Source organism: Bacillus stercoris (assembly GCF_029772985.1).
In the GTDB taxonomy this organism is placed as follows: domain Bacteria; phylum Bacillota; class Bacilli; order Bacillales; family Bacillaceae; genus Bacillus; species Bacillus stercoris.
The window spans coordinates 2585971-2609181 of record NZ_CP121861.1; the positions used below are offsets into that span (position 1 = coordinate 2585971).

At 43.0% G+C, this 23211-nt stretch carries 21 protein-coding genes; all 21 read right to left on the minus strand.

The genetic code is table 11. From position 1 onward, the window contains the following. Positions 1 to 30: 30 nt before the first annotated feature. Positions 31 to 1317, minus strand: coding sequence for an EF-P 5-aminopentanol modification-associated protein YfmH (gene yfmH, locus QA442_RS13460; protein WP_040083147.1), 1287 nt, complete (start codon positions 1315 to 1317; stop codon positions 31 to 33). Next, positions 1314 to 2594 carry an EF-P 5-aminopentanol modification-associated protein YfmF gene (yfmF, locus tag QA442_RS13465; protein ID WP_095431319.1) on the minus strand — a complete coding sequence of 427 codons (1281 nt, stop codon included), beginning with the start codon at positions 2592 to 2594 and terminating at the stop codon, positions 1314 to 1316. Before yfmF ends, yfmH begins: the two co-directional genes overlap by 4 nt. Before the next feature lie 198 nt (positions 2595 to 2792). After that, positions 2793 to 4004, minus strand: a complete 1212-nt coding sequence (gene bcbE / locus QA442_RS13470; RefSeq protein WP_095431336.1) for a bacillibactin exporter BcbE — start codon at positions 4002 to 4004, stop codon at positions 2793 to 2795. A 136-nt stretch (positions 4005 to 4140) separates the two neighbouring features. After that, on the minus strand, positions 4141 to 4866 hold the full coding sequence (locus tag QA442_RS13475) for a GntR family transcriptional regulator (RefSeq protein WP_003245732.1): 726 nt from the start codon (positions 4864 to 4866) through the stop codon (positions 4141 to 4143). Between the two features lie 144 nt (positions 4867 to 5010). Continuing rightward, positions 5011 to 7374, minus strand: coding sequence for a DNA translocase SpoIIIE (gene spoIIIE, locus QA442_RS13480; protein WP_071576878.1), 2364 nt, complete (start codon positions 7372 to 7374; stop codon positions 5011 to 5013). A gap of 130 nt (positions 7375 to 7504) precedes the next feature. Beyond that, on the minus strand, positions 7505 to 7717 hold the full coding sequence (locus QA442_RS13485) for a YlzJ-like family protein (protein ID WP_003231871.1): 213 nt from the start codon (positions 7715 to 7717) through the stop codon (positions 7505 to 7507). Continuing rightward, a complete protein-coding gene (gene tepA, locus QA442_RS13490) occupies positions 7714 to 8451 on the minus strand; it encodes a translocation-enhancing protein TepA (RefSeq protein ID WP_014664011.1) in 738 nt (245 codons plus the stop codon). The genes QA442_RS13485 and tepA overlap by 4 nt, the downstream gene beginning before the upstream one ends. A gap of 116 nt (positions 8452 to 8567) precedes the next feature. Beyond that, positions 8568 to 10235 (minus strand): ribonuclease J2, encoded by a 1668-nt coding sequence (gene rnjB, locus QA442_RS13495; RefSeq protein WP_014664010.1) that lies wholly within the window; start codon positions 10233 to 10235, stop codon positions 8568 to 8570. 177 nt (positions 10236 to 10412) lie between these two features. Beyond that, complete coding sequence (gene dapA, locus QA442_RS13500; RefSeq protein WP_095431318.1) at positions 10413 to 11285, minus strand: 4-hydroxy-tetrahydrodipicolinate synthase; 873 nt, start codon at positions 11283 to 11285, stop codon at positions 10413 to 10415. Between the two features lie 30 nt (positions 11286 to 11315). Continuing rightward, positions 11316 to 12530, minus strand: coding sequence for an aspartate kinase (gene dapG, locus QA442_RS13505; RefSeq protein WP_095431317.1), 1215 nt, complete (start codon positions 12528 to 12530; stop codon positions 11316 to 11318). 91 nt (positions 12531 to 12621) lie between these two features. After that, on the minus strand, positions 12622 to 13662 hold the full coding sequence (asd, locus tag QA442_RS13510; protein WP_014664007.1) for an aspartate-semialdehyde dehydrogenase: 1041 nt from the start codon (positions 13660 to 13662) through the stop codon (positions 12622 to 12624). Positions 13663 to 13787: 125 nt separating this feature from the next. Beyond that, positions 13788 to 14390 (minus strand): dipicolinate synthase subunit B, encoded by a 603-nt coding sequence (gene dpaB, locus QA442_RS13515; protein ID WP_069149611.1) that lies wholly within the window; start codon positions 14388 to 14390, stop codon positions 13788 to 13790. A gap of 2 nt (positions 14391 to 14392) precedes the next feature. After that, a complete protein-coding gene (gene dpaA, locus QA442_RS13520) occupies positions 14393 to 15286 on the minus strand; it encodes a dipicolinic acid synthetase subunit A (RefSeq protein WP_095431316.1) in 894 nt (297 codons plus the stop codon). Between the two features lie 185 nt (positions 15287 to 15471). Beyond that, positions 15472 to 15729, minus strand: a complete 258-nt coding sequence (locus tag QA442_RS13525; protein WP_014664003.1) for a YlmC/YmxH family sporulation protein — start codon at positions 15727 to 15729, stop codon at positions 15472 to 15474. A 77-nt stretch (positions 15730 to 15806) separates the two neighbouring features. Continuing rightward, positions 15807 to 17036, minus strand: a complete 1230-nt coding sequence (locus QA442_RS13530) for a M16 family metallopeptidase (RefSeq protein WP_095431315.1) — start codon at positions 17034 to 17036, stop codon at positions 15807 to 15809. Between the two features lie 39 nt (positions 17037 to 17075). Beyond that, positions 17076 to 18035 (minus strand): polysaccharide deacetylase family protein, encoded by a 960-nt coding sequence (locus tag QA442_RS13535; RefSeq protein ID WP_095431314.1) that lies wholly within the window; start codon positions 18033 to 18035, stop codon positions 17076 to 17078. Between the two features lie 116 nt (positions 18036 to 18151). Next, positions 18152 to 20269, minus strand: coding sequence for a polyribonucleotide nucleotidyltransferase (gene pnp / locus QA442_RS13540; protein WP_095431313.1), 2118 nt, complete (start codon positions 20267 to 20269; stop codon positions 18152 to 18154). Between the two features lie 172 nt (positions 20270 to 20441). After that, entirely contained in the window at positions 20442 to 20711 is a 270-nt protein-coding gene (gene rpsO / locus QA442_RS13545) for a 30S ribosomal protein S15 (protein ID WP_003220957.1), read from the minus strand. Between the two features lie 156 nt (positions 20712 to 20867). Continuing rightward, positions 20868 to 21818 (minus strand): bifunctional riboflavin kinase/FAD synthetase, encoded by a 951-nt coding sequence (gene ribF, locus QA442_RS13550; protein WP_095431312.1) that lies wholly within the window; start codon positions 21816 to 21818, stop codon positions 20868 to 20870. 18 nt (positions 21819 to 21836) lie between these two features. Further along, the gene (truB, locus tag QA442_RS13555; protein WP_069149607.1) at positions 21837 to 22766 is read right to left on the minus strand and encodes a tRNA pseudouridine(55) synthase TruB; all 930 of its coding nucleotides are present in this window, start codon (positions 22764 to 22766) and stop codon (positions 21837 to 21839) included. Positions 22767 to 22848: 82 nt separating this feature from the next. Further along, complete coding sequence (gene rbfA, locus QA442_RS13560) at positions 22849 to 23202, minus strand: 30S ribosome-binding factor RbfA (protein WP_009967251.1); 354 nt, start codon at positions 23200 to 23202, stop codon at positions 22849 to 22851. Between the last annotated feature and the right edge of the window lie 9 nt (positions 23203 to 23211).

Here is a 23211-nt window from a genome sequence, read left to right on the forward strand (position 1 = left end):
AACACCCCTCACACTGGAGGGATGTTTTGTTTATGATTTAGGAACAACCTTGCATACAGTCAGTCTGTCTGCAGCAATTTCCTCTTGTATGACTTTCTGCACATCTTCGATAGTAATCTGCTCGAGTACCGTTACGACGTCAAACAGGCTCATATCCAAGAATGCGTAACGAGTAAATTGATTGGCGATGTATTCAGGGGAATTCAGCGCTTTTAAGAATGTACCGATCTTTTTCTTTCTGGCCAGTTCAATCTTTTCAGCGGTAATCAATTCGCCCGCGCGCAAAAGCATGCTTGAAACGTCTTCAGCCAATTGATCAGGATCAGGCGTATCTCCGCCGATCGCTGCAAAACCGAACCCATATTCAGCAGTAAAATCAAAGCTGAACGTTTCGTCAATATATCCTTTTTCATAAAGTGATTCATACTGGGCAGAGCTTTTGCCGAAAAGAGCTTCAAGCAATAAGTTCATAGAAAGTTCATGCTTTAACAGCTCTTTGCCTAATCTAAACGGGTTCTTTGATTTTAGCCCGACAAGGCATTTCGGTCCCTGCACGTTCATTTTGATCTCTTTTTCTTTTCGGAAAACCGCTTCTTGCTCTTTCACTTCTTCACGTTTGATTTCCGGCTGATCGGTATACGGCTTTTTCTCCTGATTTTCTCTGACCTGCGAAATGATCGCTTCAGGATCTACCGGGCCGACAATGAATAGGAGCATGTTGCTCGGGTGATAAAACGTTTCATAGCATTCATAAAGAAGATCTTTTGTAATATGTGAAATGCTTTCCACTGTTCCCGCTATGTCAATTCTGACAGGATGCTCTTTGTACATGTTTTCAATGACTCCGAAGTAAAGCCTCCAATCAGGATTATCATCGTACATGTTAATCTCCTGCCCAATAATCCCTTTTTCTTTTTCAACCGTTTTTTCAGTGAAATATGGGTCCTGCACGAAATCGATGAGCGTCTCTAAATTGCGTTCAACATTTGATGTGCTTGAGAAAAGATAAGCCGTTCTCGTAAATGACGTAAACGCATTGGCAGAAGCACCCTGTTTGCTAAAATCTTGAAAAACGTCTCCGTCCGCTTTTTCAAACAGCTTATGCTCAAGAAAATGGGCGATCCCGTCCGGCACGTGAACCATCTCATTTTTATCTAAAGGGACAAACCGGTTATCTATTGAGCCGTACTTTGTTGTAAAGACCGCATATGTCTTGTTGAAACCTTTTTTCGGCAAAACGTATACGTCAAGGCCGTTGGACATTTTTTCATGATACAGTGTCTCCTGAAGCTGTTCATATTCGATTGGTTTGATCAAGATGCTCCCTCCGTCCCTTTTAAGAAATAAGTCGTATCAAGCTGAATCTTTTCGCCGGCTTTCATGATATCCTCTTTTGTGACATTCTCAATATTGGCAAGAAAGTCTTCGATAGGAATCTCGACTTGAGCAGCGGCCTGCTGATATAAAAATTCAGTTAAACCGTATGCAGTATCAATTGTTTCCAGCACTTGGTTGCGAATGACGGCTTTTGTCTGTTCGATGTCCTGCTCACTGAAATCGCCGTTTTTCATTGCCTGAAATTGCTCCGCAATAATTGAAACAGCCTGGTCGTAATTTTTCACTTCAATGCCTGACATCACCATTAACAAGCCTTTAAAACTTTCTATACGTGAAGCAGCGTAGTAAGCAAGGCTGGCTTTTTCCCGAACGTTAATGAAAAGTTTAGAGTGAGAGAATCCGCCGAACAATCCGTTAAACACTTGTAAAGCCGGATAGTCCTGATCTGTATAAGTGATGCCGGTGCGGTAGCCGATATTCAACTTTCCTTGTTTGACATCTTCCTCATCAATCACTTCATTTGCCTGAACTTTTTCATCAGCCCGATTGTTTTCAATCATGCCAAGAGTGCGCTCTTCGGTTTGGAAATACTTATCAATCGCCGTTTGCACCTGCTTACTGTCCACATCACCGACAACATAAAGATCAAGCTGGTCTTTTTGGATAGCGCTTTGGTATGTTTCGTATAATTGCTCGGCCGTAATGTCATCGACATCGTCGATTTCACCATTGACATGGAGCGCGTAAGGCTCATTTTGGCACATTTCCTGTATCAGTCTTAAATTCGAGTAGCGCATTTTATCATCATAGACGGCTTGGATTCTTTGCTTAAGCGTCCGTTTTTCTTGAGCCACATATTGTGGCTGAAAAGCGCCCCCCTCTAAAGCAGGTGAAAAGACGATTTCTGCGAGAAGCTGAAGCCCTTTCTCAAGAAGCGGTGTTTGGTCTTTTAAATATTTTTCATTCGGGATTTCAAGCCTGAACGTAATGACATGCCGCTCTCCTTTTTTCGTAAGGTCCGCCGATACTGATGTGCCGTACAGCTCATCCAAATAGGAACGCAATTCTGAGGTTTTCGGATGGCTTTTCGTTCCGCGAAGAAGCACATGCGGGAGAAGCGCTCTTTTGGTGACTTGATCCTTTGTCAGCGGCGCAAGCATCTTAAAAATAAGCGAGACGGTTTTAAATTTTTCTGTTTCTACAATGTGTGCGGTTAAACCGCCGTGCTTTGTTTTGAATTCATTAACATATGACATATGGAACCTCCTTCGTTCATTTCTTCATTAGTATGTATTATGACCAATTTTAAGCATACGCAGAAACACTCTTTCATGTAATTATAGCAACTGTAGGATTTATAAGGAAACAATAACCTCCACATACGGTATAGTAAGTTCTTTTCCAATCTCGGCGATGGTTGGAACCTGCAAGGGCGCGCAAAAAAAGACGGTTGGCTAGACCGTCCCTAAGTTTTTTTCTTCTTCTTCACTTTTTTTAGCATCTATAGTAAAGAGCACTAAAAATAAAGAAACAATGCTGCAAAACGCCGAGAGTATGAAAATAATCCAGTTTGCATTTGACATTAATGCAGCAAAAACAGGCGGGCCAAGAGCCACTCCTATAAAGCGCATGCTATTGTAGAAGGAGGATATGGTTCCGCATTGCTCACTTTCAATTCCTTCGGTTATCAATGCATCTAAAGCAGGAAGAGCCATGCCGATCCCAATTCCGCCAAAGCTTAAAAAGATAAATAAAAAATAAAAACTGTGGTTCCACCACAAGGCAATAAACGACAGGGTTAACAGAATCATTCCTGTCACAACGCAAAATTTCATTCGGCCTTTATCTTTACCGATCTTTTTGCCAGCTATAAAAGAACTGGTTGACAAAAACAAAAGTGGGATTGCCAGTAATCCGCCTTTAGCTACTCCGTCAATGGCATACTTGTTCTCCAGCGTATCTGACAAATAAAATAATACGCCAAATAACAAAAACATAATGACACACCCGATAATGAAGACCGTATAAAGCCAGCGCCCATCCTGCTTAAAGATTTTCTTCACGCTCTTGATAAACTCAGAAACCGCAGGCGCATCTTCATCTTCTTCAGGCTTGGCCACTAAAAACAATACGAGCAAAAAGCTGATCAAACAGAAAAACGGAATAAACCAAAACGGTACAAACCAGTACCAGGAAGCGAGTAATGCGCCAAGTATGGGACTCAGTACCTTCCCTGACGTGTTAGCGGTTTCAATATCTCCAAGTCCAGCGCTGACCTTTTCATCGTCTCCTTCAAACAGGTCACCGATAAACGGCATGACGATAGGAGCGGCACCCGCAGAACCGATGCCTTGAAGAACACGCCCCGCCAAGATCATAGCATAAGGATTTTTCATGTAGGTTGAGGCAAAAGCAGCTACCACTCCACCTAATCCTGCAATGAGGAGACATGGAAGCAATATTTTTTTCCTCCCGAAACGATCCGACAAATATCCGGCAATCGGAATGCAAATAATTGCCACTACTGAATATACAGTAATGATTAACGACACTTGAAATGAAGTCACCGACAGCTTTTTTTCCATCATCGGAAGAACAGGAATCAGCATGGAGTTCCCGAGTGTCATCACAAGCGGGACGGAAGACAATGCAATAATATTTTTCATTCCATTTTTCTTTCTCAACATTTTCACCCATTCACTTTCTTGTCATCTCTTATATATTGCGTTAACCGGAATGAAAGTATGTACAAAGAAACATGAATCAGTGCAAATAAAAAAACAGACACACAAGCGTCCGTTTTTAGAATCGTTTACGCAAAACATGAAATCTGAATTTATCGGCTCTGAAATAATTTAACGAGTAAAGCACCGGTTTATCGTGCTGATCGTAATGGGTTTGTTTTAACAGTAAAAGTGCTGTTTCCGGATCGCATTCCAGCACTGGAGAAATGGTATCGTGATAGCCGATCGGTTCTATATCAGTTACTGCATAACTGATTACGGAGCCTGAATTTTTCTCAAGCAGGTCAAACATAGATTCTTGCTGATGAGAAAAAGAATTCGGCAAAATATTCATCGGAATTTTGTCTATACAATATACAATCGGCTGTCCGTCAGCTGTTCTAACACGTTCAAGGTAAAAAAGTTCTTGCCCTTCTGCCAAATGAAACCTCTTCGTATCATCCTCAGACGGCATAAGCACTTGTGATGACAGAAAAATCGTGCCAGGGGTCATATTTGCCTGTTCTATCATCTTCGTTACACTGTTCAGCTGTTCAATGCCCGAAAGAAATAACGGCTTAGAATGGACAAAAGTGCCTACACCATGCCTTCTGATAATCACATGTTCTTCTTCCAATATCCGCAAGGCTTCTCTTAGCGTCGCTCTGCTCACACCTAGCTTTTTGGAAAGCTCAAATTCAGAAGGCAGCTTTTCCTTCTCAGTGTAGATCCCATTTTTTATATCCTCTTTAATTCGTTCAATTACTTTCAAATACAAGTGCCGATTATCAGCTTTTGTAGACATGTTTCCCCTCCGTAAACCACTTTCGATAAAAATTATTGAACAATTGGGACAACTATATCATGTTTTGTCGAAAAAATAAATAGAAAGCTTATCAGTTTACATAATGTTGTTATTGATAACTAAAGGAAAATGGAACTCCCTTCATTAAGAAGAGAGCTCATCATATTTCTCTTTTGATAATAAGACTTCCCTAGGTTTGCTGCCTTCATACGGCCCGACAACGCCGCGTTCCTCCATTGCGTCAATCAGGCGCGCCGCTCTCGTATAACCGATTCTGAATCTTCTTTGCAGCATTGAAACAGATGCCGTCTGCATGCCGACGATTAATTCAACAGCTTCATCATAAAGTTCATCAGTAACCTCTGAATGAGTTTCCGTTGTCTCCTCAGGAATCATTTCTTCTTGATATTGCGCTTTCTGCTGTGTAATCACATGGTCGACGACCTTCTCCACTTCGTCATCCGACAAAAATGCTCCTTGCACACGGACAGGCTTGTTAGCCCCTACAGGTAAAAACAGCATATCGCCGCGGCCGAGAAGCTTCTCTGCGCCGCCCATGTCAAGAATGGTCCTTGAATCCGTCTGTGAAGATACGCTGAACGCGATTCGTGAAGGAATGTTCGCTTTGATCACCCCTGTGATAACGTCCACCGAAGGCCGCTGCGTCGCAATAATGAGATGGATGCCGGCAGCCCGCGCCATTTGGGACAATCTCGTAATCGAATCTTCCACATCAGACGAAGCGACCATCATGAGATCGGCAAGCTCGTCCACAATGACAACAATATAAGGAAGCTCCGGCTGTTTCGCTCCTTCTTCATTGTTGGCGCGTTTTATATAATCATTGTATCCTTCAATATTTCGTGTGCCCGTATGAGAAAATAATTCATACCGCCGCTCCATTTCATTGACAACCTTTTTCAAAGCCTGCGATGCTTTTTTCGGATCGGTTACAACCGGAGCAAGCAGGTGCGGAATCCCGTTATAGACATTCAGCTCTACCATTTTAGGATCGATCATCATCATTTTCACTTCATGCGGTTTTGCGCGCATTAAAATACTTGTAATAATGCCGTTGACACAGACACTTTTTCCGCTTCCGGTTGCGCCTGCGACCAAAAGGTGGGGCATTTTGTTTAACTCAGCCAATACAGCTTCACCTGAAATATTGCGGCCAAGTCCAATTAACAGCTTCGCATCCGGCCTGTCATTTAATTTAGACTCCAGCACTTCCTTCAGCGAAACCATTGCCACTTCTGCGTTTGGAACCTCAATTCCGATTGCCGATTTGCCTGGTATAGGCGCTTCGATCCTGATATCCTTCGCAGCAAGCGCCAGCGCTAAATCATCGCTTAAATTGACAATTTTGCTAACCTTCACTCCGACATCAGGATACACTTCGTATTTTGTTACGGCCGGCCCGAGATGAACCTGTGTGACTTTCGCCTTTACGCCAAAGCTTTGGAAGGTCCGTTCAAGCTTTCTCGCATTTTCATAAATATTCTTTTTATCAGCCTGCTGGCCGGTATGCTTTGGATCTGCCAGTAAATCCAGTGACGGCATCTCGTAATCCTTATTTTCAAGCTCCGTAAAGGTCATAGGAGGAGCAGAAACAGTTTCCTGATCACCTGTCTCCGGTTGGATGTCTTGAAGCGGCTCCGATACAGGTTCGGTGCGCTTTTCTATAACTGGAGACTCATCCTCTTCGTTACGATCAGAAAAGCTTGAGATAATTGGTTCTGAATGGACAAGAGGCGATTCTGTCTCAGAATCCCCCTCTTCATCAGAAGGCTCCGGTTCCATTTGCTGTTTTTTGCGGACCGGTTTTTGTTTTTTGCTAGGCGCTTTTGTTTTTTTCGATGACTGCATATTTGATTTGACGGATTTCATATCATCAATAAATGCCAACCATTGTTCTTTTATAAAGCGTCCAATCGGGCTCATCCACTTTTTCAGCGTTTCTTGCAGTGATCGTCCTGTGACTAAAATCATGCCGATCAAAATCATGACAATCGCCATGATCTGAGAACCAGTTGACGCAAACAAGAAGTGTGAAGCTGCAAACAGCAGCGCACCGATCATCCCTCCGCCTAAATCAGGAGAAGCAGAGCTGCCATTCATGTCCATCAAAAACAATTCCCACGTATTGCGGACCACGCTTGCGGACTCAATAGTCCCTTTGTGCGTCAAATTTTTAAACAGCTGCACGTGAGAAAGCAGCAATATGCTTGCGATGATACAGTACAACCCGGCCTTTCGTCTCGTTAATAGGCTTGGGGTTTTCTTCTTCCAAAATAGCGAGACTCCTAACACCAATAAACCTAACAAGCATAAAATAAACCACTCTCCAGCAAAAAAGCGGAACAAATAGATAAATGTTTGCCCGACTACCCCCAGCTGCAAGATTGCGATAATTGAAATGGCTATACACAGCAGTCCGTTGAGTTCGTATTTTATATTGAGCTGTTTCGCCTGTTTTTTTCTTGATTTTCGTTTTTTCTTTGCCACACTCATCACCTTACTGCGTTAAAAAATGTAAGTTCATACATAATGAAGAAAGCAGCCGTTTACAGGCTGCATTTTTTCTGTAGGATTCCCCTATTATAGCATATTTTGCCCTTAAAAAAGGATTGGATTCTTATACGTTTAATTTCAGCTTTTGTCCCGGTGAAATGTCCGGATGCAGAAAATGCATTGGGTTTGTGCTCATAATTTGAATGACTTCCGCTTCATTTCCTTTCATTTCGACAAGAAGCGGTACACCTTTATATTCAATTTGCTCATGTGCGCTCGTTTCTTGGTTCTGTTCTGCAAACACAATTTCCTGCGGCATCACGGTATACAGAATCATTGAATCATCCGTCCTTCTTCTTTCCTTGCTGCCTCTATGAGCTCATTCAGTTTATTGATTGCCTGTCCGACACCGCCTGCGTGGTCAATCAATCCATATTCAACTGCATCCTTACCAACTACATTTGTTCCGATGTCGCGTGTTAAGTTTCCTTTTGAGAACATTAGCTCTTTAAATTTCTCTTCAGTTATATTGGAATGGCTTGTGACAAATTTAACAACTCTTTCTTGCATTTTATCCAGGTATTCAAACGTTTGCGGCACCCCGATGACCAGACCGGTGAGCCTAACGGGGTGAATCGTCATCGTTGCTGTTTCGGCGATATAGCTATAGTCACAGGATACAGCAATCGGAACGCCGATGGAATGACCCCCGCCAAGCACGATAGAAACGGTCGGTTTCGATAAAGATGCCAGCATTTCCGCAATTGCTAGACCAGCTTCAACATCTCCTCCCACAGTATTTAATATAATCAGCAGGCCTTCAATTTTAGGATTTTGTTCAATTGCCACAATCTGTGGGATGACATGCTCATATTTTGTTGTTTTGTTTTGCGGAGGGAGCTGAACATGGCCTTCTATTTGTCCGATTATAGTCAGACAATGAATATTTGTATCTTGGGGCAGCTGTGGAAGTGACGTTTCACCAAGCTGCTGTATTTTATTCATAATGCTGTCTTTCGCATCATTTTTTTCAGAACGCTCTTCTTCTGTATTTTCCATACGATGATCCATCTCGCTTTCACCCTTTCCGAGTTTCTCTTTGTATTATGAACAAAGATACTCAATTCAATCCCGGCTTAAAGGGCAAAAAAATAAAGACCGGAGCTGCTCCGGTCTTTAGTCAGTCATTATACTTCCATAATAATTGGGATGATCATCGGTTTACGTTTCGTTTTTTCATAAAGGAATTGGTTCAAAGCATCCCGCATTGCCTGCTTCAGCGTTGACCATTCAACATTTGATGTTTCAGTCGCTTCTGTCACGATGGAACGAACAAGCTCAGTAGCCTGTACGATAAGACCTTCAGACTCTCTTACATAAACAAAACCGCGAGTGATAATTTCTGGTCCTGATACAAGATGTTTCTTTTGTTTATCAAGTGTAATGACAACGATTAAGATTCCGTCCTGTGAAAGCAAGCGGCGGTCTCTCAATACGATATTGCCGATATCACCGACACCTAGCCCATCAATTAAAATATTGCCGTAAGGAACTTTATCCCCGATTTTTACGTTTTGGCCGCGGAACTCAACGACGTCTCCTTTTTCAATTAAGAAGATGTCACTGCGCTTCATGCCGGTTTCTTCAGCGATTTTTGAATGGGCTTTTTGCATTCTGTATTCGCCGTTTACAGGAATTAAATATTTTGGTTTAAGCAGATTGATCATCAGCTTTAACTCTTCTTGTGAGCCGTGGCCTGATACATGAACACGCTTTTGGGCAAAGATGACTTGTGCACCGGCTCTCGCAAGTAGGTCCACTGTTTTAGAATAAATGAGTTCCTGCCCGGGAATTGGAGTTGACGCAATGACAACCGTATCCCCTTCTTCAATGTTCAGCTGTTTGTGAGCTTTGTTTGCCATTCTTGTAAGGGCAGCTAATGGTTCACCTTGGCTTCCGGCTGTAATAATGGCCACTTCACGCTTCGGATATTTCTTCACATCCTGTACAGAAATAAATAATTCATCATCTGCTTCAATGTATCCTAACTTTCTTGCCAGCTGCAGGACAGATTGAAGATTTTTTCCGGCTACGGCAATCTTTCTGCCATTTTGAGCCGCTGCATGAATCACTTGCTGAATCCGGTTAATATTGGATGCGAAAACAGCAATAATCACCCGGTTCTCTGAATTATACAGCGCATCCGAGATTTCTCCGCTGACAGCCGATTCCGAAGGAGTATAACCCGGCCGTTCCGCATTTGCACTGTCAGAAAGCAGGGCAAGCACGCCGCTATTTCCGATCTTGGCGATTTCGCCAATGTCGCACGTCTGATTAAGTGCAGGTGTTTGGTCAAATTTGAAGTCTCCCGTGCATACAATAGATCCAAGTGATGTTTTAAAGCTCACACCTACAGAATCAGGGATGCTGTGAATCGTTCTAAAGAACGATACTTTTGTCGATTCAAATGTAATGACAGATTTGGAGTGAATTTCTCTTAAATCAGTTTTTCGGTTATGTCCGTATTGTTTTAATTTCTCTCTTAACAGCGCAAGCGTCAGCTTTGTTCCGTACACTGGAACTGACAGCTTGTTTAATAAGTAAAAAACACCGCCGATATTTTCATCGTGCCCGTGCGTTAAAAAGATTGCCTTGACGCGATCAGCCCGTTCAATCAAATATGATATGTCAGGAATCACCACATCAATACCGAGCATTTCATTTTCTGGATGCATAAGGCCGGCATCAACGACAAATATGTCTGAGTCAATTTCAATGACATAAAGGTTCTTCCCAATCTCTCCGACACCGCCAAGGGCGATAATTCTAACGTTTTCTGTATTTTTCTTTTTCAAAATCTATATCCTCCTAGTCTCATACCCGTCCATCATCACTTGTTCCTATTATAACTGAAAGTAAATTTAGAAAACAAGATAAAGCAGAAGGTTTAGGGAAAACCAATATGTAAAAGAAACGGTCAAACTCAGCTGAATGTGAGAATGACCGCGTTTGTTTCACTGTATGAAATTTTCTTACAGTTCGCTGATCGTGCTGCTTAAGCTCAGACGTTCATCCTCGGTTAACGGGACAAGAGGCAGACGCACAGAACCGACATCAAGACCTCTCAGCTGAAGCGCTGTTTTGACTGGAGCAGGGTTAGGCGCTTTAAACAGTTCCTTCATAATCGGCAGCAGTTTCTGATGAATCAGTGCCGCATTAGCTGTTTGCCCATTCGTATAATTTTTGATCATTTGCTGCATATCAGTGCCTGCGATATGGCTCGCCACTGACACAACTCCTCTTCCTCCAACTGAAAGAATTGGAAGCGTCAGAGCGTCATCCCCTGAATAGACATAGAAGTCTTCAGGCGTTTCAGCAATAATTTTTGTAATCGCTTCGAGGTTGCCGCTCGCTTCTTTAATCGCAACAACATTCGGAATGTCTGCCGCCAAACGGATCGTCGTTTCAGGAGCCAGAGAAGCAACCGTACGGCCCGGAACATTATAAAGCATAACCGGAAGTGATGTCTCTGCCGCAATTGCTTTAAAATGCTGGTACATTCCTTCTTGGGAAGGTTTATTGTAATACGGCGTAACAAGCATAACAGCGTCCACGCCTGCTTCCTCAGCTTTTTTTGTCAGCTTAATGGAATCTTTCGTATTGTTGCTTCCAGTACCGGCGATAACCGGAACCCGTCCGTTTACTTCTTTTACCGTATATTCAAAAAGCGCAATTTTTTCTTCAGTTGAAAGGGTTGGAGATTCTCCAGTTGTTCCCGCTACTACTAAAGAATCCGTTCCGTTTTTCAACAAGTAGTCAATCAGTGTAGACAGTTTTTGAAAGTCTACGTTCCCTTTATTGTCAAAGGGTGTAATCATCGCTGTAGACACATTTCCGAAATTCATTTTATTCACCTCATCATGATTCAATCACATTTACTTGGAAAGTTCAAACACTTCATGCAAAGCGTTTACAGCAGGAACCATATCCGCTTCATGGACGAGCACCCATATCGTCGTATGGCTGTCAGCCGACTGAAGAATCGGAATTTCTTTTTCTGAAAGAGCTGACACAATTTTGGACGTAACACCGGGAACACCCATAATGCCCGCACCGACCGCCGATACCTTCGCGCAGTTTCTTGTTACCATTGGATCATAGCCCATATCCATTAAAATACGCTGAGCTGTTTCTGTTTTATTTCCGGCTACCGTATAAACGATTTCACTAGGTGTAATGTTAAAGAAATCGACACTGATTCCAGCGTTCGCCATTGCCTTGAACACTTCAGTCTGAACATTATACTGGCCGATTTTTGAAGGCACCTTGAACTGCGTGACATCTTTGACATGAGCGATTCCCGTAATCAGCCTTTCAAAAACATCACTGCCGACCTTGGAAGAGTGATGTGATGTCACCAATGTACCTTTATCCTTCGAATAAGTCGAACGGACGCGGATCGGAACCTTGGCCTGCATCGCGATTTCCACAGCACGCGGATGAATGACCTTAGCTCCCTGATACGCCAGGTTGCAGATTTCCGTATACGTCACGACAGGAAGCGGTTTCGCATTTTCCACAACTCTTGGGTCTGCAGTCATTACACCTTCTACATCGGTGAAAATATCGATGTATTCTGCATCAACAGCTGCTCCGAGTGCGGCTGCAGACGTATCACTGCCCCCTCTGCCGATTGTTGTTGTATCACCTTTTTCAGTTGCGCCCTGGAAGCCTGCGACGACCACCGCATCATGATTGGCGAGCACACCGAATAAACGCTCCGGTCTCATTTCAATGATTTTCGCATTGGAATGCTGATCATTCGTTAAAAAGCCAGCCTGAGCCCCTGTCAGCGCAGCTGCTTTCACTCCGTTATCAAGCAGCATGCTTGTAAATACGACAGAGGAAATGGTCTCTCCGCAAGATAAAAGCAAATCCTGCTCCCTTGGAGAAATCGCTGACTGATCGCCGTAAAGCAGCCCCAGCAAAGAATCTGTTGCATACGGGTCTCCTTTTCGGCCCATCGCTGAAACGACAACGACAACCTTATATCCTTCACTGATTGCTTCTTTAATATGCTCTAAAGCCAGTTTGCGGCCTTTATCATCTTTTACTGATGTTCCGCCGAACTTTTGAACAATTATCTTCACTGTTTTCACTCCAAATTATTCGGACGTAACAGAAGAGAGCAGGCTGATAGTGCCTTACTCTCTTCTATTCGTCTTTAGGAAATTCTCTCTTTTATACGAGGTTTAGTTTTTTCAGGCTTTCTGCAATTTGAACAGAGTTCCATGCTGCGCCTTTTAATAGGTTATCAGAAACAACCCATAAATGAAAACCGTTTGCTCTGTCCAAGTCTTTGCGGATGCGGCCTACAAACACATCGTTTTTGCCGACAGCATCGGCAGGCATCGGATAAAGCTGCTGGCTCGGGTCATCCTGAAGTGTCACGCCCGGAGCTTCTTTTAATAGATTTTTAATATCTTCAACTGTAGCGTCATCACGGTCTATTTCGATGTAGACAGACTCTGAGTGCCCAGTTTGAATTGGCAGTCTCACACATGTAGCCGCTACTTGAAGGTCAGGCATGTGCATGATTTTTTTCGTTTCATTGATCATTTTCATTTCTTCAAACGTATAGCCGTTATCCTGGAATTTATCAATTTGCGGAATCGCGTTGAAGGCGATTTGATAGTGTTTTTTGTCACCTTTTACAGGCATGATCTCAGGCTCTATTTCTTCTTTATTTAAAATTGCCTGTGTTTGGCTGTAAAGCTCTTTTACAGCTTCATTACCCGCTCCTGATACTGCCTGGTAAGTTGATACGATGACTTTGTTTAAGCCGTATGTTTTACGGATCGGCTCAAGAGCCGCAACCATTTGGATTGTAGAGCAGTTTGGATTGGCAATAATGCCGTTGTGTTCATGCAAGTCTGCCTCATTCACTTCTGGCACAACAAGCGGTGTATTTTCGTCCATGCGGAACGCGCTCGTATTATCTATAACAATAGCGCCGCGTTTTACAGCTTCTGGTGCCAATGCTTGTGATACGCTTCCGCCGGCGCTGAACAAAGCAATATTTACCCCTTCAAAGCTCTCAGGAGAAGCTTCCTGAACAGTCAGCTCTTGGCCTTTAAACGTGACTTTTGTCCCCGCAGAGCGTTTTGAAGATAGCAATGTAAGTGTGTCCATTTCAAAGTTTCTGTCTTCAAGTGTTTTAAGCATTTGTTGTCCCACAGCCCCTGTCGCTCCGACAACAGCTACGTGTAAACCTCTTCCCATCTGTAAAACTCCTTCCGCCAATCAGCTTCATTGAATTGATTTGACTATGATTTTACGTTTTATTTTACCATAGAATATGCGGGTGATGACCGAATTTTTTAGTTTGGGAATGATTTTCTGTAAATTTAGTCATTTCCCTGATAATTCTCAACGAGAACCGGCTGAAGCTGCTGGTGCAATAGCGCCTTTTCAATCGTTTGCGGAAGCAGATCCATTTTGGCTACCATTGAATTCGGTTTTTTAAATGGATCGTCTTGCCCGAATGGAATAAAAAAGATATTTTTTGTTGACATGAGCCTCATTAAATTTGTTCCGTTTAAACCGAGTGCATCATTTGTTGAGATACCTAGAACGACTGGCCGATTGTTTCGGATTGTCGCTTTTGCCGCCATCAGCACCGGGCTGTCCGTCATGGCATTTGCCAGCTTGCTCATTGAATTGCCTGTTAAAGGCGCAATGACCATGCAGTCAAGGGGCAGCTTCGGCCCAAGGGGTTCTGCCTTTACAATCGAATCAATGGCCTCATATCCAGTCAGGTCTTCAATTTTTTTAACCCATTCTGCACCCTCTCCAAATCGGGTATTTGTGGATTTTACGTTAAATGTGACAACCGGACGAACTTCAGCTCCTTCGCTGACCAACGCCTCAATTTGCGGAAAAACCGCTTCATATGTGCAATGCGATCCGGTCAGCCCAAACCCGATTCTTTTTCCTTTTAATGACGACATCCTTATTTCCCCTCCTCAGCTTGTATTTCAGCCAAAAGCTTGCTCAAGACGTTTGCAAGGATTTGCCCAGCCGTTTTAGGAGCGACAATTCCTGGAAGGCCGGGAGCAAGAAGTGCTTTAATCCCCTGTTTTTCGGCATATTTAAAATCCGTTCCCCCGGGACGTGAGGCCAGATCCAATATTAAGGTTTTCGGTGTCATACAAGAAAGTACCGCTTGATTTAAAATCATACTCGGTATGGTATTAATGCAAATATCTATATCTTTCACATGCTCTTTCAGCTCATCGGTATGAAAAGGAACGAGCCCCATTTCAGTGATACGTGCCAGATGCGCTGAACTTCTTGCCCCCACTTTTACATTCGCCCCGAGCGCGGCAAATGTCCGGGCAATCGTCATCCCGGTGCGCCCGAGACCGAGAACGGCCACCTGAGATCCGTGTATCGTATAATCCGTGTGCTGAATAGCCAGCATAATCGTTCCTTCTACTGTCGGAATAGAGTTGTATATCGCAATGTCATCCCGCTCAAACAGCTTAACAAGTTTTCTTTTTGCCTGAGCTGCAATGTTTTCTAAATAGGCATTAGAAATACCTGAGAAAATGACACAATGTGCAGGCGTTTTGTTGAGATGCTCCTGTTTTAACACAACCTCTTCATTCGAAAATACAGTCGATACGACACCTTCTCCTGTTGTTGCGGATACTGGGAGAATGATGCTATCTATTTGTTGAAAAGGAATTTCATCAATATTGCATTTTACTGCTCCGGTAAAACCGTGATCCAATTGGTCAAACCCGACAAGATAGATGTCAGCCTGCTGTTCAGTGAGCTTTCTTATAATTTCGAGCTGTCTTGCGTCACCGCCGATAACTGCAATTTTCAATCCGGTTAACATTCTAAACGTTCACCTTCTTTGTATATACTGGATCTCTAGTTGTTAAGCTCCCCTTCATCTTATGATCAAAAGGAAATACCGGTGAATATAAAAGATGCGCTTTTTCTATATAAAAAAACATCGGCTCTGGCAGCCGATGTTTCAGATGTCTTCTTTAGAACCCGCATTACAGACAATTAGGCGATTTACTCTTGTCGAGGAGACATTTCCTCAGGTACATCTAATATGATCATATCTGATCCGATCTTTTGAATATGATGCCATGGGACGCGAATGTCATGACCTTGTTTTCTTAAACCAAACCACTTAACTGTGGGAATGAGGAGTGCTGTAATTTGTCCATCCTGTTCATTAATTTCTAAATCGGTCTGGCCGAGCACTCCGAGCCGTTCAGCTCTTTTGATGTCTACGATTTCCTTTCCTGATAATTCACTGAGCCGCATGTCTGTCACCCCCTTGTACTATGTATGATGGAAAGGATTAAAAAATGCCTGCCCCATTATGGGGCAGGCTTTCCTTTTTAAGATGGCATATTGCCGGAAGGGCTGATCAGTGCTAATGCATAGTCTTCTGTGAACAATTGTCTGGCAAGGCCGTTGACACGCTCTAAGTTCACGGCGTTTAATTCATTGATGATCTCATCTAATGTTTTATGTTTGCCGAGAAGCAGTTCATTTTTCCCGTTTCGGCTCATTTTGCTGTTTGTGCTTTCTAAGCTCAGCATTAAGCTTCCCTTCATTTGCTCTTTGCTGTTTTCCAGCTCTTTCGAAGTAACACCGTCACGTTTTAATGTAGCAAGCGTTTCTTGAATTGTTTCTGACAGCTGCTGAAGCTGATTTGCACCCGTTCCGCCGTAAATCGTTAGCATTCCGCTGTCCTCATACGAGCTGTGATAGCTGTAAACAGAATAAGCAAGTCCTTTATCTTCACGGACATCTTGGAACAGCCGGCTGCTCATGCTGCCTCCGAGCACATTGTTGAGGACGATTAAATCATAAATACGTTCATGGCCAACCTCTAAGCCTTTAAATCCGAGGCACAAATGAGCCTGCTCTGTTTCTTTTTTTCTCGTCAGTTTTTCCGTGTGGAACTCAGGCTTCTCAAGGCCTGTCGCTTTGCCTTTCGCCTCGTATGACCCGAACCATTTTTCCACATCTTTGATAAAACTGTCAGATATATTGCCCGCTACCGAAATCACCACTCGGTCCGGCGTATAATAATCATTCATGTATTGTCTGAGAGAGTCACCGTTAAAGGAAGCAAGCGTTTCTTCCGTGCCAAGAATTGGGTAGCCTAAAGAATGATTGCCGTAAGTGGCTTTGCTCAGTAAATCATGCACAATGTCGTCCGGCGCATCTTCGTACATTTTAATTTCTTCATATACTACATTTTTCTCTTTTTTCAGCTCGTTTTCATCAAACGTTGAATGAAAGAACATATCTGCTAATACGTCCAGCGCGTAATTCGCATGCTCGTCAAGCACCTTTGCATAGTAGCAGGTATATTCCTTTGAAGTAAACGCATTGACTTGACCGCCAATACGATCAAAAGATTCTGCTATCTCACGTGCAGATTTTGTGCTCGTCCCTTTAAAGAACATGTGCTCTAAAAAGTGAGAAATTCCGTTTATCTCCGGCGTTTCATGTCTCGACCCTGTGCCGATCCATACGCCGATCGCAACAGAACGGACTGTCGGGTTATTTTCCAGCACAACTCTTACACCATTTTGACACGTATATCGTTTAATCAAATTTGTTCCTCCTATTCAAAGACAAGCTGCCTTCATCTGTTACTTCAATAGTCTTGTTTCATCCATTAGTTCAGTGACTGTTCCAAGTGCGTATCCTTTGTCTTTTATCTTTGTAATCAGCGCTTCAAGACTTTCCGCCGTAGGGTCAGTCGGATGCATTAAAATCATGGCACCATTATGTATCTTGCTTAACACTCTTGTCTGAAGTACAGACGGAGCCGGCTTTTGCCAATCGATTGTATCAACTGTCCACATAACTGTTCCCATCTGTTTCTCAGCTGCAATATCGATAACCGCTTTTCTGAAACTTCCGCTCGGCGGAGCGAACCACTTTGGCTTTACGCCGATTGATTGTTCTATTTGCTCATTTGTCTTGTCGAGCTGCTCGGAAATTCTTCCTGTAGTCAGTTTGCTCATATCCGGATGATTGTATGAATGATTTCCGATTTCATGTCCGTCTTTTGCAATCTTCTTAGCGAGCTGTTCATTGTTTCTCACCCAATTGCCTTCTAAAAAGAAAGTAGCTTTGACATGGTGCTTTTGCAGAATAGGAAGCATTTTTTCCAAATACTCATTTCCCCATGCCACATTGATTAAAAAAGCAACCATCGGTTTGTCAGGATTTCCTTTATAAATAGGCTCAGGCTGAAGTGACTCAAGATGAACGCTTGGTTTTACTTGGCTGTACACCAGGTCATTTTCCCGAAACTCGCCATGCTTTTTCATTTTTTTATATGATTGCTCAATATTGACCTTTAATCCATTGTATCCAGGAATGCTTTTCCACACTTTATCAATTCTTGCATTCTGGGGCTTAACTTCGTACTCCGGCGCTTTTTGAAGCAATTCTTCATATAACGGGTCTTTGGACGCCGTGACAGTCACCGTATCTTTTTTCATTGCCCCTATATAATCAAGTGCATGCGGATTTTCCATCATCTCAAATGAGACAAAAAAAAGAAATAAAAAAACGGCAAACGGTACAAATTTTTTGTACATGTTCTGTCCCCCCTCACCTCACATTATGAAGAAGAAGGACAAGGTAGAACCCGCCTGCTTTTGAAAAGCTTCAAAATAAAGAAGCCGGGTCTCCCAGGCTCCTTTTATGTTTTCATTTAAGATTGTTGTTCTTCTTTTTCTTTCTCTTCACGGAGCACCGCTTTGCGGGATAAATTCACTCGTCCTTGTTTATCAATTTCAGTGACTTTGACAAGAATCTCGTCTCCGATCTTCACAACATCTTCAACTTTCCCTACGCGTTCAAGCGCAAGCTCTGAAATGTGCACCAAACCGTCTTTTCCGCTGAAAATTTCAACGAAAGCCCCGAATTTTTCAATCCGTTTCACTTTACCTAAGTAAAGCTGGCCGACTTCAACCTCTCTGACAAGGTCTTCAATGATTTTTTTCGCTTTTTGGTTGCCGCTTTCATCTGTAGAAGAAATGAAGATTGTGCCGTCCTGCTCAATATCAATTTTAACACCGGTTTCTTCGATGATCTTATTGATTTGTTTTCCGCTTGGCCCGATGACATCACGGATTTTATCAGGATTAATGGCCATTGTTAAGATCTTAGGCGCATATTGAGAAAGCTCTTTTCTTGATTCGCTTAATGTTGCAAGCATGCTGTTGAGGATTTCCATTCTGCCCTTTTTCGCCTGCTGAAGCGCTTCTTCAAGAATCTCCCTGGAAAGGCCTTCAATTTTAATGTCCATTTGCAGGGCCGTTACGCCTTTTTCAGTTCCCGCTACTTTAAAGTCCATATCTCCGAGCGCGTCTTCCATGCCTTGGATGTCAGTCAAAACAGTGTAATGTTCGCCTGATTTGACAAGACCCATCGCAATACCAGCAACTGGCGCTTTAATCGGTACACCTGCATCCATCATTGCAAGTGTGCTTGCGCAAATGCTTGCTTGAGACGTAGAACCGTTTGATTCAAGCACTTCTGAAACAAGACGGACAGTATAAGGGAAGTCTTTTTCAGACGGAATAACTGGCTCAAGCGCGCGCTCCCCCAGTGCTCCATGTCCGATTTCACGACGTCCCGGTCCGCGCATCGGTCCTGTTTCCCCAACGCTAAATTGCGGGAAGTTGTAGTGATGCATAAATCGTTTCGACTCTTCGACACCTAAGCCGTCAAGGATTTGCACATCTCCCAGAGCACCTAGCGTACATACGCTGAGGGCCTGAGTTTGTCCCCTTGTAAATAGACCTGAACCGTGCGTTCTTGGCAAGAGGCCAACCTCTGAAGAAAGCGGGCGGATTTGATCGACACCTCGGCCGTCCGGTCTTACTTTCTCTTCAGTAATCAGGCGGCGAACTTCATTTTTCACCAGCTTGGATAATATCTGCTTCACTTGTTTGATTGTATCTTCATCATGCTCTTCATCCTCGAATTTTGCCACAACTGCGCTCTTCACTTCGTTAATGGCATCTTCACGAGCATGCTTTTCATGAACTTGGATAGCTTTCAGCAGATCCTCTTCTGCTAAAGCTTTTACTTTTTCGTTAAGCTCTTCATCAATTTCAAAGAGCTTAATTTCTGATTTCTCTTTGCCGACTGCCGCAACAATTTCTTCTTGGAATGCAATCAGGCGTTTAATCTCTTCATGGCCGAACATAATGCCTTCAAGCATGATTTCCTCAGGAACTTCGTCCGCTCCCGCTTCTACCATGTTAATGGCATCTTTCGTGCCGGCAACGACAAGATTGATGTCGCTTTTTTCAAGCTGATCAACTGTTGGGTTAATGATAAATTGATCATCAATGCGTCCGACAGTAACCCCTGCAATTGGTCCTTCAAACGGAATATCCGATACAGAAAGCGCAAGAGATGAACCGAACATGGCAGCCATTTCTGAAGAGCAGTTTTGGTCAACACTCATGACAATGCTGATGACTTGAACTTCATTACGGAATCCATCGGCAAACAAAGGACGGATCGGACGGTCAATTAAACGGCTGGCAAGAACCGCTTTTTCACTCGGGCGTCCTTCTCTTTTAATAAAGCCGCCCGGAATTTTCCCTACCGCATATAATCTTTCTTCATAGTTTACAGTAAGAGGGAAGAAATCAAGCGGTTTTGGTTCTTTTGAAGCGGTTGCTGTACTAAGTACTGCTGTATCACCGTAGCGGATCATCACAGCACCATTTGCCTGTTTGGCAAGCTGGCCGGTTTCAACAGTAAGCGTTCTTCCGGCCCAATCTATGGTAAAGACGTGTTTTTCTTGTCCCATACGATTACGAACTCCTCTCTTCGTTGTGTGAAATAATCAATTACTCCTATTATGAACGAAATGAATTGAACATATCAATGTCAAAGTAGTATGTAAAAGGATTTCAATGATTTGTTATAAGAAATTTCGCTTTAATACGATAAAAAAGCGGGAATCCTCCCGCTTTTTACGATTATCGACGTAAGCCTAGTTTGTTAATTAACTCACGGTAACGAGTTACGTCTTTATTACGTAGATACGTAAGAAGATTACGACGCTTACCTACCATTTTAAGAAGACCGCGACGTGAGTGGTGGTCTTTCTTGTGAGTACGTAAATGCTCGTTCAAGTTGTTAATTGAGTCAGTTAGGATAGCGATCTGAACTTCTGGAGATCCAGTATCAGATTCGTGTGTTTTGAACTCGTTGATGAGTTGGTTTTTACGCTCTTGAGTAATTGCCATCCTGTTTCACCTCCAAATCATATTTAGCCCCAGTTACCTAGCAACCGTCGGTGACTTCGGATTGCCAAGCAATGGTTTTAAGACTACGAAAACTATCATACTAAAAATCGTGCCTATATGCAAATATTTTAGAATAAAATTTGCGTGCGTTGCAAGTTATTTCCGCAAATTGTTGAAATAACGGATGGCTTCCTGCTTATCTTTCTCAATTTGCTCTGTTAATTCTTTGATGCCATTGAATTTTCGCTCGCTCCGAATCCGTTTGTACCATTCGATTTTTATAGCGGCTCCATATACCTCTTGATCGAAATCAAACAGATTGACCTCAATGGAAGGCTGTTCAGGGCGCTTTTCATAAAACGTCGGCTTATAGCCGATATTGCAAACGCCATTGTAGACTTCGCCGTTCACTTCCGCTTTTACGGCATATACACCCGTTGGCGGAACGATATAGCTGTTATTTAAACCGACATTTGCTGTCGGAAACCCGATGGTCCGCCCTCTTTTATCACCATGAATTACAATTCCTTTTATAAAATAAGGCTGTCCAAGCAAGACATTCGCCAATTCAACATCTCCGTTTTGAAGCGCGGTACGGATATACGAAGAACTGATTTTTTTATCCTGCTCCGTTAATTTTTCTACCATGGTGCACTCAGCTTTTCCGTCTAAATCAGCCGGCATGGTCTCCATTGTACCCTTGCCGTATTTGCCGTACGTAAAGTCAAAGCCTGCCACTGCGTGCTGCACATTAAGGCCGATAATATACTGGTCTATAAACTGCTTGGGAGAAAGAGAAGCAAACACTTCGTTAAATTTAACGACATACAGAATTTCTGTACCTAATTGTTCAATTTGGTTTATTTTATCTTCAAGAGGCGTAATTAGATCCTTTGGCTCCTTATCCCTGCCCAAAACGTGAGAAGGATGAGGATGAAAGGTCATCACAGCCAATGTCAGGCCTTTTTCTTCGGCTATTTGCTTCGCTGTGCCGATTACCTTCTGATGTCCAAGATGAACGCCGTCAAAATAACCTAACGCCATCACTGATTTTGCCTGCTTCTCTTTTATTAAATGATGAGGATGTGTAATATGTATCGTCTTCACAGAACGGTCACCTTTTTTCTATTGTTCGCTTTTTTGCATCAATACTTTTGCCGGCTTTAACAGCCCTTTTTTCGCAGGATGGGGGAGATAGATCGCCAAACAGCTTCCGGATTCAGTAAAGACGGCAATTCGGTCTTCACTTGTCATTTCAGAAAACTGCTCGGGCGTCTCAAGCAAAGCCCCATTTTCTACTTTCTTAGCTAATGTATCACTTATGATCCATTTCGGCAAATGATTGAGCGCACGTTCAATAGGGACTATATGCTCTTCCACGGTTCCGGATTGGACCTGTGCCTCCAGTTCGTCAAAAGTAAAGCATTCGTCGAGAGAAAAATCTCCGGATGCCGTACGGATTAAATGAGACATATGAGCCGGATATCCGAGCTTTTCACCGATCATGACCGCCAGCGTCCTTACATAGGTCCCTTTGGAGCATGTCACTGTAAACCGGAAGCTTGCGGTTTCTCCATTATGTTTAATTTCTGTTGTTAGGGCAATGTCTTCAATGGTAATCATACGTTTCGGACGTTCTACTTCAATCCCCGCTCTTGCGTATTCGTATAATTTTTTGCCGTTTACTTTTACAGCGGAATACATGGGCGGAATTTGTTCTTGTTTGCCCTTTAAACTGTTTAAAACCTTTTCTGCATCGGCTTTATCAATGTCATGATTGACAGGCTTTGTTTCCACCGTTTCTCCGGTTTGATCCTCTGTTGTCGTTGAAAAGCCAAGCGTTATTTCCGCATCATATGTTTTAGATTTTTCAGTTAAGTATTCGACTATTTTGGTCGCTCTTCCCACACAAATCGGAAGCACGCCTGACACTTCTGGATCGAGCGTTCCCGTATGTCCTACTTTTTTTGTTTTCAACAGTTTTCGGATCTTCATGACACAGTCGTGCGATGTCATGCCAACAGGTTTATGTAAAAGGAGAACTCCGTTAACCATTTGCCTTTCACTCCTTCTTTTTTAGCTTTTTTCTTAAAAACGAAGAAAGAGGACAGACGATATACGCCTATCCTCTCATTTTTTATTCAGATGGTTTCTCTGAATGTAATTCGTGAATCAATGTTTCGATTCGATTTCCGTAATCGATTGATTCATCGAACTCAAATTCAATTTCAGGCGTTTTACGAAGTCTGATGCGGCTGCCGATTTCGGATCGGATAAATCCTTTCGCTTTTGCCAGCCCTTTCAGTGCTTCTTCCCGTTTTTTCTCGTCACCGAGAACCGAGATATACACCTTTGCAATTTGCAAATCACCTGATACACGTACATCCGTTACTGTCAGAAAACCAATTCTCGGGTCTTTCAGCTTGCGGCTGATAATATCACCGAGTTCTTTTTTCATTTGCTCGCCGACACGGTTTGCTCTCATACTCAATTCAATCAC

Coding starts and splice junctions, on each gene's coding strand:
- yfmF (WP_095431319.1), bottom strand. CDS start 2,594: ATGTCATATGTTAATGAATTCAAAACAAAGCACGGCGGTTTAACCGCA.
- bcbE (WP_095431336.1), bottom strand. CDS start 4,004: ATGAAAAATATTATTGCATTGTCTTCCGTCCCGCTTGTGATGACACTC.
- QA442_RS13475 (WP_003245732.1), bottom strand. CDS start 4,866: ATGTCTACAAAAGCTGATAATCGGCACTTGTATTTGAAAGTAATTGAA.
- QA442_RS13485 (WP_003231871.1), bottom strand. CDS start 7,717: ATGATTCTGTATACCGTGATGCCGCAGGAAATTGTGTTTGCAGAACAG.
- tepA (WP_014664011.1), bottom strand. CDS start 8,451: ATGGATCATCGTATGGAAAATACAGAAGAAGAGCGTTCTGAAAAAAAT.
- dapA (WP_095431318.1), bottom strand. CDS start 11,285: ATGAATTTCGGAAATGTGTCTACAGCGATGATTACACCCTTTGACAAT.
- asd (WP_014664007.1), bottom strand. CDS start 13,662: ATGGGAAGAGGTTTACACGTAGCTGTTGTCGGAGCGACAGGGGCTGTG.
- dpaB (WP_069149611.1), bottom strand. CDS start 14,390: ATGTCGTCATTAAAAGGAAAAAGAATCGGGTTTGGGCTGACCGGATCG.
- dpaA (WP_095431316.1), bottom strand. CDS start 15,286: ATGTTAACCGGATTGAAAATTGCAGTTATCGGCGGTGACGCAAGACAG.
- QA442_RS13525 (WP_014664003.1), bottom strand. CDS start 15,729: ATGCGGCTCAGTGAATTATCAGGAAAGGAAATCGTAGACATCAAAAGA.
- QA442_RS13535 (WP_095431314.1), bottom strand. CDS start 18,035: ATGTACAAAAAATTTGTACCGTTTGCCGTTTTTTTATTTCTTTTTTTT.
- pnp (WP_095431313.1), bottom strand. CDS start 20,269: ATGGGACAAGAAAAACACGTCTTTACCATAGATTGGGCCGGAAGAACG.
- rpsO (WP_003220957.1), bottom strand. CDS start 20,711: ATGGCAATTACTCAAGAGCGTAAAAACCAACTCATCAACGAGTTCAAA.
- truB (WP_069149607.1), bottom strand. CDS start 22,766: ATGGTTAACGGAGTTCTCCTTTTACATAAACCTGTTGGCATGACATCG.